Origin of the sequence: Moraxella sp. CTOTU48268, assembly GCF_032069585.1 — a bacterium.
GTDB lineage: Bacteria > Pseudomonadota > Gammaproteobacteria > Pseudomonadales > Moraxellaceae > Faucicola > Faucicola cinerea.
Window position 1 is genome coordinate 42,226 of sequence record NZ_DAMALV010000015.1, and the last position, 19,731, is coordinate 61,956.

At 42.8% G+C, this 19,731-nt stretch carries 10 protein-coding genes and 1 pseudogene; 6 read left to right on the forward strand and 5 right to left on the reverse strand.

Annotated features, from left to right (window positions below):
• Window positions 1–93: 93 nt before the first annotated feature.
• Complete coding sequence (locus tag RT143_RS06980) at window positions 94–768, forward strand: YoaK family protein (RefSeq protein WP_313092063.1); 675 nt, start codon at window positions 94–96, stop codon at window positions 766–768.
• A 24-nt stretch (window positions 769–792) separates the two neighbouring features.
• Here the strand turns inward: RT143_RS06980 and RT143_RS06985 are convergent, their stop codons facing one another.
• Entirely contained in the window at window positions 793–993 is a 201-nt protein-coding gene (locus RT143_RS06985) for a hypothetical protein (RefSeq protein ID WP_313092065.1), read from the reverse strand.
• A gap of 361 nt (window positions 994–1,354) precedes the next feature.
• Between RT143_RS06985 and RT143_RS06990 the strand changes: the two genes are divergently transcribed.
• The 3 genes from RT143_RS06990 to recD are packed head-to-tail and all read left to right on the forward strand — an operon-like array spanning window position 1,355 to window position 12,406.
• Complete coding sequence (locus tag RT143_RS06990; protein ID WP_313092067.1) at window positions 1,355–5,911, forward strand: exodeoxyribonuclease V subunit gamma; 4,557 nt, start codon at window positions 1,355–1,357, stop codon at window positions 5,909–5,911.
• Between the two features lie 25 nt (window positions 5,912–5,936).
• Complete coding sequence (locus RT143_RS06995) at window positions 5,937–10,412, forward strand: UvrD-helicase domain-containing protein (protein ID WP_313092068.1); 4,476 nt, start codon at window positions 5,937–5,939, stop codon at window positions 10,410–10,412.
• 29 nt (window positions 10,413–10,441) lie between these two features.
• Complete coding sequence (recD, locus tag RT143_RS07000; protein WP_313092070.1) at window positions 10,442–12,406, forward strand: exodeoxyribonuclease V subunit alpha; 1,965 nt, start codon at window positions 10,442–10,444, stop codon at window positions 12,404–12,406.
• 101 nt (window positions 12,407–12,507) lie between these two features.
• Here recD and RT143_RS07005 read toward each other — a convergent pair whose 3' ends face one another.
• From RT143_RS07005 to RT143_RS07015, 3 genes are all read right to left on the reverse strand, one after another.
• Window positions 12,508–13,065 carry a hypoxanthine-guanine phosphoribosyltransferase gene (locus RT143_RS07005; RefSeq protein ID WP_007115322.1) on the reverse strand — a complete coding sequence of 186 codons (558 nt, stop codon included), beginning with the start codon at window positions 13,063–13,065 and terminating at the stop codon, window positions 12,508–12,510.
• A gap of 80 nt (window positions 13,066–13,145) precedes the next feature.
• A complete protein-coding gene (locus RT143_RS07010; RefSeq protein ID WP_313092071.1) occupies window positions 13,146–13,817 on the reverse strand; it encodes a hypothetical protein in 672 nt (223 codons plus the stop codon).
• A gap of 12 nt (window positions 13,818–13,829) precedes the next feature.
• Window positions 13,830–15,011: a JmjC domain-containing protein gene (locus RT143_RS07015; RefSeq protein ID WP_313092072.1), complete on the reverse strand. Its 1,182-nt coding sequence runs from the start codon at window positions 15,009–15,011 to the stop codon at window positions 13,830–13,832.
• Window positions 15,012–15,270: 259 nt separating this feature from the next.
• Between RT143_RS07015 and RT143_RS07020 the strand changes: the two genes are divergently transcribed.
• Entirely contained in the window at window positions 15,271–16,935 is a 1,665-nt protein-coding gene (locus tag RT143_RS07020) for a fatty acid--CoA ligase (RefSeq protein WP_313092074.1), read from the forward strand.
• Between the two features lie 99 nt (window positions 16,936–17,034).
• Here RT143_RS07020 and RT143_RS07025 read toward each other — a convergent pair whose 3' ends face one another.
• Entirely contained in the window at window positions 17,035–18,480 is a 1,446-nt protein-coding gene (locus RT143_RS07025) for an FAD-dependent oxidoreductase (protein ID WP_313092075.1), read from the reverse strand.
• A 610-nt stretch (window positions 18,481–19,090) separates the two neighbouring features.
• On the opposite strand from RT143_RS07025, the pseudogene RT143_RS07030 reads away from it, so the two are divergent.
• Window positions 19,091–19,675 (forward strand): annotated as a pseudogene (locus tag RT143_RS07030) (IS1 family transposase); the annotation flags it as partial.
• Window positions 19,676–19,731 lie beyond the last annotated feature (56 nt).

Sequence of the window (19,731 nt, forward strand, 5' to 3'; positions counted from 1 at the left end):
GGGATTGCAAAGCCGTCTGGTTAAGCTTACCATTTTTTGTCAGGCTTAACATGTTTGGCAAATCAGGTAAAGACTGATAAATGGCGGTAGCTAATGATTAATAAATTACCTAAGTGGATTTTATGGGGTGGCTGCGTGCTGGCGTTTAATGCAGGGTGTATCAATAGCACCGCATTAGTCGGCTTCACGCACTTATCTGCTTCGCATGTAACGGGCAATGTGACGCTATTTGCCACAGCATTGGCGGAACAGCACTACCAGCAGATGGCGATGGTTTGTATCGTGCTGTTATCGTTTTTATCTGGGGCAGTTATCAGTGGCTTTGTGGTGGGTAGTACGGCATTAAAAGAAGGTAAGCGCTATGGCAAGGCTTTGTTAATTGAAGCAAGTTTATTAATCATCAGTTTGATTTTATTTAGCTATCAGTCGTTTTGGGGACAGGTGTTTGCCGCGATGGCTTGCGGACTGCAAAATTCGATGGTCGCAACCTATAGCGGTGCGGTGATTCGCACTACCCATTTGACAGGATTGACCTCAGATATGGGCTCAGCCTTGGGCAATTGGCTGGCGGGCAGACCGATTAATAAGAAGATGTTCGTGTTTCAAGCGATGATATGGTACAGCTTTTGCGGGGGGGGCGGGATATTAGGTGCTTTGGGCTATATCCACTACAAATACATGACGCTGATGTTACCCATTGTGATTGTGTTATCGTCAGCGTTGGCTTATCAAGTATATTTATTAACCCGTAAAAAAACGGCTAAGTAGCGACCTTAACCGTTTGATTGTATCTTATTCTTCATCTTCGAATTTTTTCGCCTCATGTAACATATCAAGTAGCGATTCATCAGAACCCTTAGAGGTAGGAGTGCTCGCATTATCTTGGTTGATGTCGGTACGATTGATGCCTTCCATCGCTTCATTAGCAACATTAGATTGGGCGTTGTCTAATTGAGATTTATCGATAGGGTTAGCGTTAGTATTGTCTGTCATGGTCGTCTCCTTGTTTTTTTCTTTTATACGGTTTTTTCTTTTATACCTTAGACCTAATAAGCTTAATATTATAAGTAAAACAAATGGCTTACAACACTTAAAGATGAAACGTAACCAAAAACATACTTATGAGTGACGTAGGAATAAGTTTATCACTTTGTTCACGGTGTATTGCATATTTTGTAGTGCATAAAAGCTAAGTGAGTTACAGAGGTTAATAGATTGTAGGCGACACTAGCTGTCGCGACTGTGGCAATTCGGGCGATTTTTTCATTGAGCGGTGATGGTGGTGCATTTTTTTGCTGTATAATTTTTTGAGCGACCCACTCACTATCTATAAAAATTCTTGAGTATTTACTGCATGCTAACGATTATACAAAGCAATAAAGTCGATAAGCTATTTGACCATTTGTTAAACGCCTACAAAAATCCCAGTTATCAAGGCTCAATTTTTGAGCCATTTCAAGTGATTGTGCCATCTAAAGTCATGGGGGAGTGGTTAAAAAAACAAGTCGCAGATAAGGCAGGCATCAGCACCTTAGTGACTACTGAATTTTGGGGTCGCTATTTTTTGGGACTGATGCAGCGGGTTTTAAGAACCTATGCGCGCATCTCGGAAGACGACGATATATTAGACGTGCCAGAAGTAGCAATGCTGTCCAAAAACGTTATGCAGTGGCAAATCTTTGGCTATTTAACCCAGTATCGACAAGCCATTGTGGAGCAGCCGCAACATCCGCTTTATCCATTTTTATCCCCATTGGTTGAAGAAAAAGAAGCGGATAGCCCAAATACGACTGGTTTTGCACCTGATACACCCGCCATCGTTGACAGTTTGATCTGGGCGAATAACCAATCGCTACTGTCTAATGAGGTGATTAGCCAATCTGCTGAGTTGCAAACCCAAGATCAACGCATCTGGCAGCTAGCCAGTGATATGGCAAATATGCTCAATCGCTATATGACCTATCGTCCGCAGTGGCTCAGTAATTGGGGGCAAGACAAGCCTGTCGCGGTGAGTGACATGATTGCCAAAAAAGATGCGCTGCATAATCGCTTAAACGGGCGGGATGCGTCCAATGCCATTGACACGCCTGACTGGCTTGTTGAGCACTACGAACAGTTAGAAGCCGCGCAGCGATTTTTATGGCGGCAGCTGTTTGATGATGACTACCGGTTTCGCGAGCAGCTCCATCAGCAGTTTTGGCAAGCATTAAACCATTCAGAGACCCGTATCCGCAACATCAGTCGTAGCAAGTTACCAAAACACGTGTTTTTATTTACTTTGCAGCAGTTACCGCCGACAGAGTTATTGGATTTACAACGCTTAGGAGTGCTCACCGACGTCACGATTTTACACTTTAACCCGTCAGAGCAATTTTGGGCAGATATCGTCGATAAAAACTGGCTCATGCAAATGCAAATGGAAGACGATGCCAGCAAGCATGACGCTTGGTATCTAAAAGATTATGGTCATACCTTGTTGTCACGGTTTGGCAAACAATCGCGTGAAGTGTTTGCCATGCTCGCAAGCTTATCGGGTAATGAATATGAGCATGTGCTATGGCAAGATGATTTTGATAACACACCGCCCAATACGTTACTCGAATTTATCCAACATGACATCTTGATGCTAGAAGAAGTCGCAACCACCGCCAAAATCAATGACATGCTTAAACTGGTGAAAGGTGAGGAAGCAAAGGTAGCAAAAGCAGCGAGTGAAAATAGCCGCCAAAATCTCGCGCAGCAAACCCAGCTTTTGCAGCAGCAGCTTGCCAATATTCAAAGTAATGGACTGAAAGATATTGAATCCACGCTTGGTCTATACAAAGCCATTAAAGACAAACTCAAGCAAGAATCCAACAAGCAACTTGAAAACGTGGAAAAATGGCGACCCAAGCCACTTGATACCAGTATTGCCATTCATGTTTGTCATAGCATGGTGCGCCAGCTTGAAGTGCTACGCAGTATGATTATCGGGTGGCTAAATTATAGCGATATGCAAGCCACACCAGCGCAGATTCCCACTGATCCTTGGGATAGACGGGCGTTGTCAGATATTTTGGTATTATTGCCCGATATCGAAACGCACCAAAACATCATCGAAGCCACGTTCCCCAAACATGTGGGCGGTGATGGCTATCAGTTGCCCGCCAAAGTGACAGGCGTGGTGGCAAAAGATATCAACCTGCTTTGGCAAGCGATTACAGGGTACTACACGCTGCTCAATCGTGCGGGCGCTCGGTTTCAGCGTAGCGAAGTATTTGATTGGTTGATGCTAGCGCCGCTATATGAAAGCTTTGGGCTTAATTTGGAGCAGATGACCCGTGCTTGTGATTTGCTGACTCAGGCAGGATTTATTCGCGGGTTTGACGAGCTGCATTTGCAGCAAACCTTAAGTGCCGCCGATGATGACTATCGATACACCTTTGCTTATGCGCTTGAGCGCTTGGTCGCTGGGGTGATGATGCCCAAAGCCACGGTGGTCAGTTTTGGCGAGTATACCAATAGCTTTGGCGTGGTAGAGAAGTTTGTACCACTGACAAACTTGACCATGGCAGATGCCGACATCGTCGCTGTGCTGTGTGATATTTATCAAACGTTGGATGAAAATCGTCACCTAGGCAATGACGTCAAAACCCTGCCTGACTGGCTAAGCCAAATAGAAAAGCTCATTCAGCAAAAATTTAGCCGATTTAATCAAACCAATGCGTGGCGTGCCATTTTTGCCGCACAAAATGACCTAAAAGAAAATATCGAAGCCAATAGCAAATACCTTGCTACGGTAACAAGCAAAACCGCAAAAAACCCCAACACATCTACCGAGCCAGTGCAGCAAATTGACACCGAGCATTTGCCACTTAAACTCACTTTTGTACTCGAAAACATCGCCCAATCGATTATCAATCAGCAAGTAAGTGCCGAGCCGTCTGGGGTGATTACTTTTGCCCGTATCGGTTCAGTGCGCAGCCTGCCGTATAAGTTGGTGGTGATGCTCAATTTAAATTTATCTGAGTTTCCAAAGCAAGAGCAGCAAAACCGTTATAACTTGATGCAGGCAGGATTGCCCATTCGCGGTGACAGATTTCGAGAAGACGACGATTTAGGCGCGTTTTTGGATGCGCTGTTGTGCGCCAAGCAAGCGTGCTGGATATTTTATAATGGTAAAAGTACCACAGATACCCACGAGTATTTACCTGCAAGTCCCGTACAGGAATTACTCGACTTTTTGCAAAACCGAATGGTGAGTGATGACGTAATCATTGACCCCAATAACGACCAAAATAGCCTAAGCAACAGCCCTCAAAATCCCCCAAATTCCCAATCAGCCAACTTTGAACAATGGGTAAAAGCGTATTTGGTCACCCATCATGCCGCCTTGCCATTTGATAAAAGTTATTTTGAATTGGCGCAAACTGAGCATAACAGCGAGCATAAAGATAAAGGTATTCAAAGTCCCGAGCAAATTAATGACGATGGGGTATCTGCTGATTTACAACAAACCACAGCCAGCCTAAACCAGCAAATCAAGCTGTCAAAAACCGCCCTGTACCCACCTGCCAAAATTTGGCACAATCTTTATACAGCGCTGCAAGATAAAAACGCTACTTCCACTCAGCCAATCGTGCAAGTCTGGGATACAAAGCAACTAATTGACTGGCTATCGCAGTGGCAACAACTAAAACAGCAGCTGTCTGATATGCCTGAACAGTCGCAGCAGCATTATGTCAACTTGAGCAAAATCGTTGGCAACCTAGCCGATCCTGCCAAAGCCTTTGTGAAGGCACAAAACATTGCTATCCCTGCCCAAGGTGACAATGATAGTGGTGATAACGAGTTTGAATCGTTAACCTTGGATGCGTTAGATGGCTGGTTGTTGCGTAAATCTTTGTTAGACGCTTTTTTTGCCCAAGCCTTGTCCGATAAGGGCGATAATAACCATAATACTCAAAAAAACGAGATGAAACTGGCAGCAAATGCGCAAACATCAGTCGCTCAACAATCAATCAACATTGCTATCAATGAGTTATTACCAGCCGGGGTGAACCGCTATCAATCGTTGCAGCAAAATAAGCAACAACTCAAAAAAGATTTGCAGGACTTTGTTCATCACTTAAAAACCATCAGTCAACAGCTTGATGCTACTGAGGCAAAGTTGTTAGGGAATTTTTATTCAGACAAATTTGGCGCGTTAAATGTACAAAATACGGACGAGGTCGTCCAGTGGGTGGCAACGGCGTTAACCCCCTGTGAAGAGCAGCGAATCGCCATTAGTGCCTTGGCGCTGGATAAACAAGCGGGACTGATGGACACTAAAGAAAGCTGGGTCATCACTGCTAACCTGCCATTATATAAACCGTATCAATCAATTGAAGATCAGGTTGCAGCAGCTGCCAATCCCAGCTATTGGTTAAATTATTTGCCAACGTCTGGCAAAGAAAAATACCTATTGCAATTTTGGCTGCATCATTTATGTTGGCAAGTACTTCGCCGCACCACGGCTCAACAAGCACAGCTGAATGATGGCTTTTCGCTATGGCAGTTTAGCAATAAAAAAACCGTGTATTTACCTGCCATCCCTTGTGAGCAAGCCTGTGATTATTTGCAGGACATTGTGATGGTGTATCAATTCATTGATAGCGTCGTAACCATTGTACCGCCCGCTTTTTGCCTGTCATTTTTACAAAAACAACAAAAGCAGCCAGAGGCACCAGCCAGCCAGCATCTAGGTGATTGGCTAAAAGACAGTAATTTTAATTTTGTGGATGTGAACCAGTTTGACTACCCGATTTGGCAGCATTTAATTGGCGATTATAAACCATCGGTGGTTATTGGGTTTGCACAGACGCTGGGCGCGCTGATTTATGAGCCTATGTTATCTATGGTCAAAGAATTGCATCAACTTATTGAAGCATGACACGCATTTTTATCAAAGAAATCTTATGAAACACGATCTTCATACCCTAAGCATAAAAGTAAGTAGTGAAACAAATATCGAGGCAGACATCGAAACAAACACTCAAACAAACATCGACGAAGCACGCATTAAAGAAGACGCTGAATCTTTACTACCTCCTGCAGTCACTTTGCCATTGACGGGGCGTCATTTGATTGAAGCCTCAGCAGGCACAGGCAAAACATGGACGCTGACGGGCGTGATGTTGCGACTAATCGTGCAAGCGGGGCAGCCGTGTGAAAAAATTATCGCCACGACCTTTACGCGAAGTGCCGCTGCCGAAATGCGCCAGCGGATTCGTGAGCGCTTGCAAGATTTTTATCAATTGCTGCAAATGATTAATCATTCTACATTTACACCGTTAAATGAAAATGAGTTGGATAGCAGCAAAGCTATCGCTGTGCAAAAATATGCACATTTTATTGCGCAGGTACAAGCGCTTGCGGCACAAAAAAATTTACTGGGTAAGTACCAAGACCCTATCAATAAACACTTAATCGAGTGGGTCGCCAAACAAGTCTTTGGGTTGCCGGTAGATGTAACCGCTGCAGCAAGCCCGAAAGAAAGTCTAAGTACCCCAAAGCCAACCGCCGAGGATAGTGAAAACAGCACCCATAAATCTGCCAAAAATACCGTCAATTTTCGTATCGCACTGCAGCGCACCACATTGGCACTCAACCAGCTTGATCGCTTATTTGTTAGTACCCTCGATAGTTTGTGTCAAAAGTGGCTAAGAGAATACAGTAGCGAAACGGGGTTTTCTGCAGAGGTGCAAATTAGTAATGATGTCAGCGGCATCATCAAGGGTATGATTCACGACCAAATAAGGGCATTTATGGCGCAGGTCAATGCCAATATGCCTGAATTGTATCCGATGATGTTTGACAATAACGTGTTTTTACCCGTTGATGATTACTACGAGGCGGTCAATCGCGCGCTAAATTTTTATACCGCTGACATCGATACTGTATCATTGACAACGTTTGATACTACTGCTATCAAGGCGCTGATGCAGTCGATTGCAGATGATAATGATAGTCAGTTTGAGGCATATTTTGACAGTGACTTTCGTAAAGCCCAAGGGTTTAGTGCTGGCAATAAACTTCATAAACACTTTAACGAAATTAAAAATCTGCAAAATTTACTCAGTACGGGTGATATTACCAATGTCTTTGCTATTTATAAAGTTGGCAATATAGTCAAGGTGCTAGAAGGCATTGAAGATTTATACGTCAACGATAAAGGCTTTAATGGCAAAAAAGAACAGCAAAGCGCCACATTCAAATCCTTTGATATCGTGGACAATATTTGGCAGCTTATCCAACAAACGCAAGCCTTGCAAGACTACTTTAAACAAGTAAATTTTTACTTTACCCAGTTTATTAGCCGTTACGTGCGTACTCACCTGCCAAAACGACTAGAATCACAGCGGCTAACTACCTTTGCGTTACAGTTGACGCGGTTAAACGATGCGTTATCAGACAAAAAAGGTCAATCGTTAGCGCGTTATATTCGCCATCAGTATCCCATCGCCTTAATTGACGAATCGCAAGATATCAACACCGAACAAGCGTTACTAATTCAAAGGGTTTATTTACAAGATTTTGAGCCAGATACAGTAGATAAAGCAGAAAAATCAAATGCTAAAAAATATCACACACCCTCGCAATTTTTGTTATTGGTAGGCGATCCCAAACAGGCAATTTATGGATTTCGCGGCGGGGACGTACAAAATTACACCACGCTAAAAAAATTATTTCCGGAACAGCCCAAGTCACTCAACCAAAACCATCGCTCATCAGCCGCGCTGATTGATAGCCTCAATCACTGGTATGGCGTTGGCGAGCAAGATATTGACCCAAATCAAGCCGACCAGTTGCCCAATATCAGCCAACAGCCGTATTTTATGGGGCGTGAAATTTATTATCGTAAAATCTCTGCCACGCGCGAAACCGCTGAGCTGGTTATCGGTAATGGGGTAGGCAATGAAGCTGCTAGATTACCTGCGTTCAATCATATTGCTATCGAATATAAAGCGCCTTATAGTCAGCAAGTGGTGGCAGTAGCCGAGAATGACGCCATATCAAATGATACTGATTCCTCGAATGACATCATCTCATCAAGTGATGAAAAAACGGTGGATTATGCAGATGCGATTGCCGCGCAAATTTTTGATTTATTTGATGATGGCAAACTATTAAGCTACCAAAATCGTGGCTTAACGCTGAGTGATATTTGTGTGTTGGCAGTCAAAAACAGTGAGCTTAATACCATCGAGAAACGCTTACATCATCATGGGATTGCGACCGTGAGAGGCGGTAGTCAAAATGTCTTTGGTGATAGCATGAGTGTTGATTTGATGACCTTACAAAGCGTGCTGTTGACGCCATTTAGCGAATCGAAATTAAAATCCTTGATGTTGTCTAGTTTTTTTCAGCTGACCCTTGAACAAATCAACCAGTTGTATGATGCGCTTAATCAAACTAATGCCCAAGAGGCGCAAGGACAAGCTCATCAAGCCTCAACAAACACCAGTTTGGCTGAGATTCAGCAGTTGGTATTGACCGCCAGCGAATTGTGGCAAAAACACAGTTTTTTGGTCGCTATACAGTGGCTATTAAATCAACCGCTTACTTTACCCAACCAAATCACCCTCAATTTTTGGCAGCGCCTCGCCAAACATCCAAATGGCGAGCGATTGCTCATCGATTTACGCCAGTTGTTAGATATTATTAGCGACCAGTTCAATGGACAGGTAGGCGAGCATCAACTGTTTGAGTGGTTCTGCGCCCAAGTGCAGCAGCAGCCAAAAGAAGATTGGTCAACGCAGCAGCGCTTGCCATCTGATGAAGGGGTGCAACTGATGACGGTTCACGCGTCTAAAGGCTTGGAGTTTCCGATAGTGTTTGTGGTTGGATTTACCGGGGAGAGTAAAGCCAAGTTTTATGGTGCGCCATTATATCTGTATGGTATACAAACCACCCATCAAGCAGCGCCCCAATTCACTCAAAAATTGACTCAAAACAATGATAACCCGCTGTTAAGCCGCCGATTGACCGCGTTACCCAGCCAAATAGCCGATAATAATTCAATTAATCCAATCAATTATGTCGACATTGAAGACCAATCCGCCTACGAGGAACGACTGCGATTATTGTATGTTGCCCTTACCCGTGCAAAAGAACAAGTGTATCTTATTACTGTCGCCAAAAAATCTGCGGTAAAAAATTCTGCTTTGGCGCCTTTTATGGACGATTTAGCAAAATTTGCTATCAAAGAAACATTGACTGAAACGACAAATATCATAAATTCAAATAGCCTAAGTAAATACTATGATTCAAAGTTAAAGTTTACAAACAAAAAAAATGAGGAAAACGCTACGGCTGCTAAGATTGATTACGATGAAATCATCAAGGTCATCACCATCGATACCTTTAAAGGATGGGCGAATACCAGTTTTACCGCATTGTCTCGTTATATCGATCATACTAGCGTTGACACAGTGGTTAATGCCGAAGACAGGCAAGATGATGACATTTTGTTAGCGGCGCAAACCCGTTTATTGCCTATCCCCAATAACAGGCTAACGGGGGAGTCGAGTAACGAGGTTAATTCCATTAGATTTAACTTTGAAAAAGGCACAAACCCGGGTACTTTTTTACATAGTGTTTTAGAAGACATCGCCAATAATTACAATGAAACCCCTGAGTTGGCGGTACCACAGCAAGATGCCAGAGAAGACAAGTTAAAACGCTGGTCAGTCATGGTGGATCGCACGTTAAGACGCTATCAAATGCCGAGCAATTATTTTTCTACAAAAGAGAGTAGTGCAGGGCAGTATGGCAATTGGCATGATATCAACATTGATGATTTGCAGCCGGATTATGTCGCGTTGGTGGATTGGCTAGATGACATCATCCATACGCCGTTAGCCGCTTCGGCAGTGCCGCTGGTCAATATAAAATACAACCAAAAAGTTGCTGAATTAGGGTTTAATTTACGCTTAAACCAGCATTTGTCATTTAGCGACTTGAATGCGTTGTTTCACCAATTTGATATCCCACTGCAATTGCAGAGCCAAGAAATCAACACCATGGTTTGGCAGTATCTCAAAGGGGAGATTGACTTGGTGTATCAGCACGGCACACAGTTTTTTATCGTCGATTATAAAAGCAATTATCTTGGCAATGATTTTGACAATTATAACCCAGCGGCATTATATGATGCGATGACCACGCATAGTTATTGGCTGCAAGCAAGCATCTACCAAGTGGCATTGCATCGCTATCTCAAACTGCGATTAGCTAATTATGATATCAATACCCATTTGGGTGCGGTCGAATATGCCTTTTTACGCGGTATGTCACCCAAGCATGACACCCGTGGGAGACTAGTAAAGCAGTTTGATAGTGCCTTTATCTTGGCACTCGATGATATGTTCGGCTATCCCAACGGCAATTAAAATTAACCATTACGCATAAAGAATTTATTATGAAAAACACCACCACTGAGACAATCCCTACAATTGAAGAAACTGCTAAATTAACCCAATTAGCCAATTTTATTCAATACCGCAAGCAGCAAAAATCACAGCTAACTAATACAGAAACCAATAAAAATAGCCTAAACAAAGATAATCAAAACAACCACAAAACACTAAACGAAAAACCGAAAATCTTGCAAATTTTTGACCAAATAAATGAACAACTATCAGAAGGTCATACCGTGTATGAAATGACGGTCAACAATGAAGATGAAAAATCACTCATTGCAGAGTTGACGGACAATAACTGGGCAAGCGTAATAGGGGCGGGTGATGAATTACGCAACCATGATACCAATACGCCTATCATTCTTCAAAAGCTCGACCAATCAGACGATGGAGTTGGTGAAACGCAAGTTAGCTACATTGTTTGGCTACATCGGCAATGGTATGCAGAACAATCGTTAGCCAAGCAGTTGATGAAAATCGCCCATAGAAAAGTGGCGGCGTTTAATGGTATATCTTCATCAAGAGAAGTCGATAACGGTTTGGCACCCAAACCCAATACGATGCAGCAGCTCGCCATAGAAAAATCAAGCCAACACGCATTGAGTATCATTATCGGTGGCCCTGGTACAGGCAAAACTTTTACTGTGGCGAAGCTGGTAACCAGTTTGCAAAAGGGGCACGAGCACAAAAGAAAACAGGACCCTAATTTACCGCCTTTATCTATCACCTTGACTGCACCCACAGGGAAGGCGGCGCAGCGTATGCAAGAGTCATTACGTATAAGCTTGCAAAAAAGCCTGCAAGATGAAGAAATCACTTTGGACAATGCAAAAACATTACATCGGCTGTTGGGTATTGGTAGTGATGGCATACCACGCTATCATGCCAAAAATCCATTACCCGATGATTTGATTATCGTAGATGAAGCGTCCATGCTAGGGCTTGAGCTCGCCAGTCAGTTGGCTGATGCTATCAAACCCACGGGTCGGCTGATTTTATTGGGTGATGCAAACCAGCTGGCTGCGGTAGACGCGGGGTCGGTTCTATCAGATTTGTGTACGGTGACGCGTTTGCAGCCTTATATCACGGAGTTGACCGAGTCAAAACGCTTTGATTCAAATTCAGTTGTCGGTCAGTTTGCTCTCGCCATTCAGCAAAATTTGCCTGCACCTAAAAAAATAAAGCTAATCCAGCGATTATTACAACCCATTGATTTGCAAGCAATTAAGCTGTCTCAAAGTGAAAATCCATCCGACTTGGCTGGTAAAAAACAGCAAACAGCCAATATTCCTTTTTACCCAATTGGTGCGTCATCGAGTTTGCCTGCTGTTTTCAGCCAATTAGCGCAACCTTATCATCCATTTTTTGCGCTTATGCAGCAATGGTACAGCCAGCCAGTCAATATTTTTGAAGCGGATAATCGAAAAGGATTGTTCGAGGTGTTTGATAGTTATCGCATTCTGTGTGCAGGTCATCAAGGACAATTGGGCACCCAATCAATCAACCAAAAGATGAGCCTAGCTTTTACCGAATTTTCCAAAATCACACGAACCAAAGCTTACTTTTATCACGGTTTACCGATTATCATCCAAAACAATGATTACCAGTTGGGGTTATTTAATGGCGATATTGCGATTTGTTTGTTGTACCAAGGGCAGCTATACGCGTGTTTTGCAGAAAAAGTGATACCCATCCAGCGATTAAGCCGTGAAAGTTGTGACTATGCGTATGCGATGACCATTCATAAGTCACAAGGCTCAGAATTTCACACGGTCGCCATTTGTATTGATAAAGCCCATACAAGGCTACTAAGCCAAGCGCTGATTTATACAGCGGTGACGCGCAGTAAATCCGCCTTATCCATATATAGCGCTAAAGAAAATCTTGAGTTAGCGGTGACACAAAAAGCGGTTCGACAAACTGGCTTGCAATTACAATTTGATCATCTCAACAACACGCCATAAAAGATAGGTCATACAAAGAGACATTCTAAAAAGATATCTTCTAAAAAATACGCCATAAAAAAAGGTATCCAACGATACCTTTTTATTTATGACAAGCAGCTTTACACATTTTTTAATGCATAAATCCCTGGCATATGGCGTAGATAGCCGTGATAGTCCATACCGCAGCCATAAACATAGCGATCCGCCACATCTAGACCCACAAAATCGACTTTAAACTCTTGTACTTTTCGGTCATGGAGTTTGTTGAGTAGCACACAGGTGCGGATAGATTTTGGATTTTCTTTTGCCAGCTCATCGACCACCGCTTTTAGGGTAATGCCTTCATCAAAAATATCATCAATCAATAAAATATCTTCACCCGCCAAATCAATTTCAGGTTTGAATTTCCATTCAAGTTCATTGGTGCCTTGGTTGTTGCGATAGCGGGTCGCATGGATATAATACATACGATGGTAGAAGGTAAACTGGGTAAGCAGTTGACCTGCTGGAATCAACCCGCCATTCATCACCACCATCACAATGGGATTTTGACCTGCATAGTGCAGGTTGACACTGGCTGCCAAACGCTCGTAAGCACTACTCACTTCAAAACTACTGATTAAACATTCAGAATTGCGTAGCGCTTCTTCGATTTGCTGATTGCTAAGTTGATTCATGGTGGACCTATTAATTTAAAAAAATAAGTGGGCTATTGTAACGCAGTTTTAGCTAATTGAATAATAACGGTTAGCAATACCTAATCGTTAAATATTAACGCTTGGTAATGTTTGGTAAAACGCTCCAGCGATTCTTGCGGCATTTGTGGGATTAAACGGTGTAGGGCAATGTCAATTACTTTGACAATGATGCCATCGGTCATTGGAATCGCCGCACGTTTCAGCATATTTAAATTGAGCGTTTTGGTAAAATCGACCAAAAAATGCTGCAAACAGGCTTTGGTCAACTCGCTAAATAACCGAATCAAATTTTGCTGCTCTTCAAGCCCGTTACCCGCTTGGACATTTTCTATGGTAGCCAGTAAACTCTTTGCTAGCTCATCACTCAGTGGCACTGAGATACGACGTTCACCCGATTGGGTGGTTTTTAACACTTTTTGGTCAAAAAAATCAAAGCTAGGTAACACATCTTCATTTTTTGTAGGGCTTAGCAGTGTGTTAATCAGTTTATCGCTAGTCGCTTCAATGGTTTCTGCGGTTTTAATCAAATGCGCTTTTCGTTCTGAATCATCCGGTAGCGATTCGATTAATTTAATCAGTAGCGCATCCATCAGCTCTTTACTGGTCAACTGGGTGATTTTATCGCGATAAACGTCATAACGTTCGCTACTTTTGCTAGCAATCAGCTCATACGCCTTATCAATGGTAGCGCTCAATTCTACGGAAGGGGTAAACCCAAAATAATAGCTCATAATATTTTTTCGTTATCCAATGATTTCTTCAGGGTAATCAATCACTACCCAGCCATTTTCTATCCAATCACAAATTATATCAGTTTCGACATCGGCTGCTTGCAAAATTTGCTCATCGACGGATTCGCCATTGGCGAGCCGAATGAGGAGTGATTGCGCGTTAGCGGGCATATCGTCCGCGTCAATGGCACAGCCATTGACATAAATTTTTATCTGGGTTTTTGAATCCGCTTGGGTAAAGATAATACGGCTAGACATGTCTTGTCTGATGACTGCACCCGCTGCCAAGGCGCTTTGTAGCTCATCAATATCGGCATACGTGTCAGGGAGTATCAGCTCATATTGACGCTTGCTTACCGTTTCGCTAATCGCTTGAGTGATTATTTCATCGCCAAGTTCAGAGTTTAGCAGCGCAATCAGCTGCGCTTTGATATCGTGAACGCTGGCTATCGACAGCTCGCCTGCAACTGCGGGGGGTTGGTTGATTTTGAGAGGAATGGCTAAATCATCAAAATGGGTAGCCACATCTGCCAAACTATCGAGCAGCTGTAATGGGGTAGGCCGCCTAAATCCAAACGAAAAAGTTAAACAATCCTCAACAGCCACCCCGTAATGGGATAGATTGGTCGGTACATACAGCACATCGCCTGGCTCAAGCACCTCATCAAATATCAGCTCGCCCATTTCATTCATCAAACGAATCGGTTGACCTGCTTCAAATTGGGTTGTTTGGTCGCAATACTTGCCCAATTGCCAATGGCGTTTGCCATACCCTTGTGCCAAAAAGACATCATAATTGTCATAATGCTTGCCAACGCTGCCACCTGATGGCGCATACGACACCATGATGTCATCACGTTGCCACTGCGGAATAAAATCAAACGCATGCCATAGGTTGCCGAGCGCTGGCGACCATTGTTCCATATTTTGCACCAGCACCGTCCAATGTTTTGGCAGTTTTTGAAAGTCTTTGGCGGTAAAAGGGCTAGTTTTAAGTGACCATTGTTGGTTATTTTCGCTGATGAGTCGGGCAGTGGCGTCTTCATCTTGGGCAAGCCCGATGATATCGTCTGGCTCAAACATACCAACCAATTGCGACAAGCCCTGTTTGATTAGTAGTGGTTTTTTTTGCCAGTATTCGCTTAAAAATTGTTCGGGGCTGATATCGCTAGGCAAACAAAAGTGCTGGGTCATATTTTTTCATTCAGTGGGGAGATGTAACGCGCATTATAGCAAAGGCAGTATACCAAAACCCCATAATAAAATTTTTTTCACCAAAGTGTAAAAAAACCGTAAAAATATGAAACATATTGAACTGGAAAGTTTCATATTTTTGGTTGTATTGGCTTTACCGCTCGTATATAGTCAATATTCACAAGGAAGTACTCACAGGAAAGTTAGACGAGCAATATTTGATTGACTCGTTGGTTATACCACAACAAAGGAATGTTCTATGACAGCTATTTTAAATCAACACGAAAACTACCTACAAGCCGACCAAGCTTATGGTTTTCCCTTACTTATCAAAAATTTATTGTCTCGCGCCAAAGTGGTCTCTGGCAACAAAAAAATCCATTACGCCGACAAAACCAGCTACACCTATCATGAGTTTTTCAAACGTGTCAATCGCTTAGCCAATGTCTTAAAAGGCTTAAACCTACAAAAGGGCGATGTGGTTGCAGTCATGGATTGGGATACACACCGTTATTTGGAATGTTATTTTGCCATTCCGATGTGTGGCTATATCTTACAAACCGTCAATGTGCGTTTGTCAGAAGACAAAGTGCTATATACCATCAATCATGCCAAACCAAAAGCGCTACTGTTAAATTCAGAATTTTCACCGATGATCAAAAGCCACACCCAAGATGCGCCATCGGTCGAGCATGTGATTTGGTTGGATGATAACAACACGCCAATGCCCCCATACGCCCAAGGCGAATACGAAACCATGCTAGCACAAGCCAGCGATGAGTACGAGTTTGAAGATTTTGATGAAAACACCATTGCCACAACCTTCTATACCAGCGGTACAACAGGCAATCCCAAAGGCGTATTTTTTAGCCATCGTCAAATCGTTATGCATACTCTCGTCGTTGCAATTGCGAATGCACTTAATATCGAAGGTCAAGGGCTGCGCTACTCAGATGTCTATATGCCAATGACACCTATGTTCCATGTCCATGCTTGGGGGTTTCCTTTTGTCGCAACCATGCTCGGACTGGAGCAAATCTATCCAGGTCGCTATGTGCCTTCCACCATGGTTGACTTGGTAAAAAAACACAATGTCACCACCACCCATGGCGTACCAACGATTTTGCAAATGCTACTGGGTGAAATCAACAGACGCCAAGAAAAATTCAACGGCTTAAAAATGGTCATCGGCGGCTCTAAGCTCAATCAAGGACTTGCCAAAATGGCTGTAGCCAGCGGTATCGAAGTTTGTACGGGCTATGGCATGTCAGAGACTTGTCCTATTATCAGCATTGTCAATTTTGATGAAACGTTCCAAGATATGAGCGAAGAACAACAAATTGAGCATCGCTGCTTGTCTGGCTCACCAGTACCATTGGTCGATTTGCAAATCTGGAACAACGGCAAACGTATGCCAAACGATGGCACATCCACAGGCGAAATCGTAGTGCGTTCACCTTGGTTGACACAGAGTTACTACAAAAATCAGGACGCAGGCAACGAGCTGTGGGAAGGTGGTTATCTGCACACCCAAGACATCGGTTGGATGGACGCAAAAGGCAATGTCAAAATCACCGACCGGCTAAAAGATGTCATCAAGTCGGGGGGCGAATGGATCTCTTCGCTTGAAGTAGAAACCATTATGTCATTACACCCAAGCGTTGCCGACATTGCTGTGATTGCGATTCCTGACGCGCGCTGGGGTGAGCGTCCGATGGCGTTGATTGTGCTCAAACCCGATCATCAAGACACCAAAGCCGAAGACATCATCGCGATTGCGCAGCAAGCGTATGAGCGCGGTCATTTGCCAAAATACGGTATTCCGCAGGATGTGAAATTTATCACGGAATTGCCAAAAACCAGCGTGGGTAAAATTGACAAAAAAGTCATCCGCGATCAATATGCCCAAGGGTTATTTGCTTAGACTGTTACTTAATCACGATAAAGTAAAAAAGAAAGTAAAAAAGGTAGAATTTTTTCTACCTTTTTTATTACCCAAGCAATCAAATAATCAAGCAATCCATCAAACCAGTAAGCGCTGATTGACCTTTGCCATCGGTAATGGGTAATGCCGGGCTTTGGCAATATCGCGTGCGACTATATTGACTTCATTGACATCGATTTTGTGCCAGTTGGGACGTTTGCAAGCAGATTTCTCTATCAAATTAGCATCAACTAGCGCATCCATGACTTTATCCGCCACATCTAGGGTAGAATTGGCTTTCACATTTTCTGCCACCGCATAACGCAGCTTGGCAAACACCTGTAAATCCGCGACGCGCACAGTAATATCATCACTTGGTACTTGCTGCCCACCATATAGCGCATTATCTCCCGCTTGTGCAGTTCGAAAACTTGGCACAAATTCACTGACATAATCTATGGCGTTTTGGGTGCGCTGTTTTAGGGCGTTTGGTTCCCAGCCGTTTTCAATATAATTTAGATATTGTGGATTAATGGGCGGTTGGCTGCTTTGGTGTGTAGCTTTGGTTAACCCATCATTAAATAAGGTGATGTTTTCGGTCATGCCATGTAGCTGAAAAAACCCGTCAGGATAAGGGGTGAACTGCGCCATGCCATTGGGCGTGCCACGCTCACCATGAAAAATAATCTCAGGCAAACGCCCCTTATAATCACGCCATTCACTGATATAAGAAGCTTTAAATTCAACCATGCGCTTAATATGCACGCCTGCTTTGTCATCAATAATACCGGTTCTAAACCCGCAAGCATTGACCACAAAATCGGCATAGATACGCTGCAGCTCGCCATGTTCATCGGTAAATGACACTTGCCAGCCATCCATATGACGTTTTAAATCATCAACTTGGGCATTTAGATGGACTTGAGCGCTCTGTAGGCGCTGCAATTGTAAAAAAGCACTGGCAGAGAGTCTAAAAATATTCCAGCCAAATTCTTGCACCGCAATGATGGGGTATTGCAGTTTTTCTAAATCCATTACTTTAAGAGCTGCCACAACCCACTCATCCGTGGTGCTCGGAATGTCTTTAGCTTCTAATTGAATGAGTTGTTGAATTTGCTGCTTGTCGTATACTCGGTAATAATCTTGAACTTTGCCCAACACTTGGTTGCTAGGGTCAGCATCAACCAATGATTGATAGTAAGCCGTTAACATATCAAGACGTGGCAGTAAGTCAGTGGCGGTATTGTTATCGCGTTTTGGCACCGTGATGAGGGTGGGGCGCACATCAATACTCTCTGGATACAACTTGGCAATATCAATACATTGGCGCATCAACATGCGGCAATCTTCATCACTGATTTCGCGGTACAAATTGCCACCTGCATGCAGATGACACATGGGTGGGGCATTGATAAGGCTGGCATTTTTTTCAATCAAATGCACATGGATGCCCGCCATTGCCAGCCGTATAGCAATCGTAGAACCTGCTGAACCACCGCCAATCACTGCTACGGTCGGTGATTGCGTACTTGAATTAACGTACATAATTTTGCCCTTATGCGTTGCCCAAAGTGAAGAAATAAATTGTAGCGGAAAATAATCTAGTTACTGTGACATTTATGCAGTAATTGTCGCTTTTGTTGTTAATGAATTTTACCTCATAGTATATTAGCGTGAGTCGCTGATAATTGGAAAGCTCAACCATTTATTAGCCAGCAAAGGCTATATTAAAAACAGATACGTTAAAAAGGGCATGCTTATTTTTTATAATAAATACAGTCGCTGCCAAAACAGTTTAAGACAGTTTAGAGTGGTAACATACACAACGAAAGCGAGTTAGCCATATATTATTTAACTTATAGCTACCAAAATTATAGTTCACAAAAAATAATAAAGATAACAGATACTTAATAATAAATAAAGATAATTAGTTCATGAAGTATTTGTTTTTATCACCTCTTGAAAATACTTTTTTATCTATTGTAAAAAATATATAATTATCAATTTGAAATTTATAGGATTCATTTTTTATTAAAAATGACTTAATACGGTCAAGAACAAACAACTGAAATTAAAATTTTAGGTACTGGTCTGAAAAGTATGCTGAGGTGTAAATAAAAAAGACAGCTTGAGAAAAAGATGATAATTTGAGGTTATGAAGACACAAATTACAATCAGATGCCCAAGCTGTCTTGGCTTTAGTATAAAGAAAAACGGCTGGAAAATCTATGGCAAGCAGAACTACCAATGCAAAGACTGCCATCGGCAATTCATCCATGAGATGGATTTAAGCTACCAAGGATGCAAAAGCAAAATCAATGCCAAGATACGCTTAATGCTAGTTCGAGGCTGTAGTGTTGCTGACATTGTTGTCATTGAGAAAGTTAGCAAGTACAAAGTATTAAGGGTTTTGGTCAATTCAAACCATGATATAAAACCCAAACAACGCTATTACCGAAAACTGCAAGTTGATGAGTTTTGGACGTATGTAGGGCATAAGAAGCACAAGGTATGGCTAGTCTATGCATACGACCCAGATACCAGTGAGATTGTTGCCTTCGTATGGGGTAAACGTAATCTAAAGACAGCCAAACAGCTACCAGCCAAGCTTGATGAATTAGGTGTTGATTTTGGCTATGTCTGCTGGGATAGCTTTTTAACTGCCTTTGATTTTGATTTTAAAAAGGTGGGTAAACGCCATACGGTTGATATTGAAGGGAACAACAATCGTTTTAGGCAAAGTAAGGTACTCCCCAATGTCTAGACCAAATAATCACAAAATTAAGATAGAATTGG

Coding starts and splice junctions, on each gene's coding strand:
- RT143_RS06980 (WP_313092063.1), top strand. CDS start 94: ATGATTAATAAATTACCTAAGTGGATTTTATGGGGTGGCTGCGTGCTG.
- RT143_RS06985 (WP_313092065.1), bottom strand. CDS start 993: ATGACAGACAATACTAACGCTAACCCTATCGATAAATCTCAATTAGAC.
- RT143_RS06990 (WP_313092067.1), top strand. CDS start 1,355: ATGCTAACGATTATACAAAGCAATAAAGTCGATAAGCTATTTGACCAT.
- RT143_RS06995 (WP_313092068.1), top strand. CDS start 5,937: ATGAAACACGATCTTCATACCCTAAGCATAAAAGTAAGTAGTGAAACA.
- recD (WP_313092070.1), top strand. CDS start 10,442: ATGAAAAACACCACCACTGAGACAATCCCTACAATTGAAGAAACTGCT.
- RT143_RS07005 (WP_007115322.1), bottom strand. CDS start 13,065: ATGAATCAACTTAGCAATCAGCAAATCGAAGAAGCGCTACGCAATTCT.
- RT143_RS07010 (WP_313092071.1), bottom strand. CDS start 13,817: ATGAGCTATTATTTTGGGTTTACCCCTTCCGTAGAATTGAGCGCTACC.
- RT143_RS07015 (WP_313092072.1), bottom strand. CDS start 15,011: ATGACCCAGCACTTTTGTTTGCCTAGCGATATCAGCCCCGAACAATTT.
- RT143_RS07020 (WP_313092074.1), top strand. CDS start 15,271: ATGACAGCTATTTTAAATCAACACGAAAACTACCTACAAGCCGACCAA.
- RT143_RS07025 (WP_313092075.1), bottom strand. CDS start 18,480: ATGTACGTTAATTCAAGTACGCAATCACCGACCGTAGCAGTGATTGGC.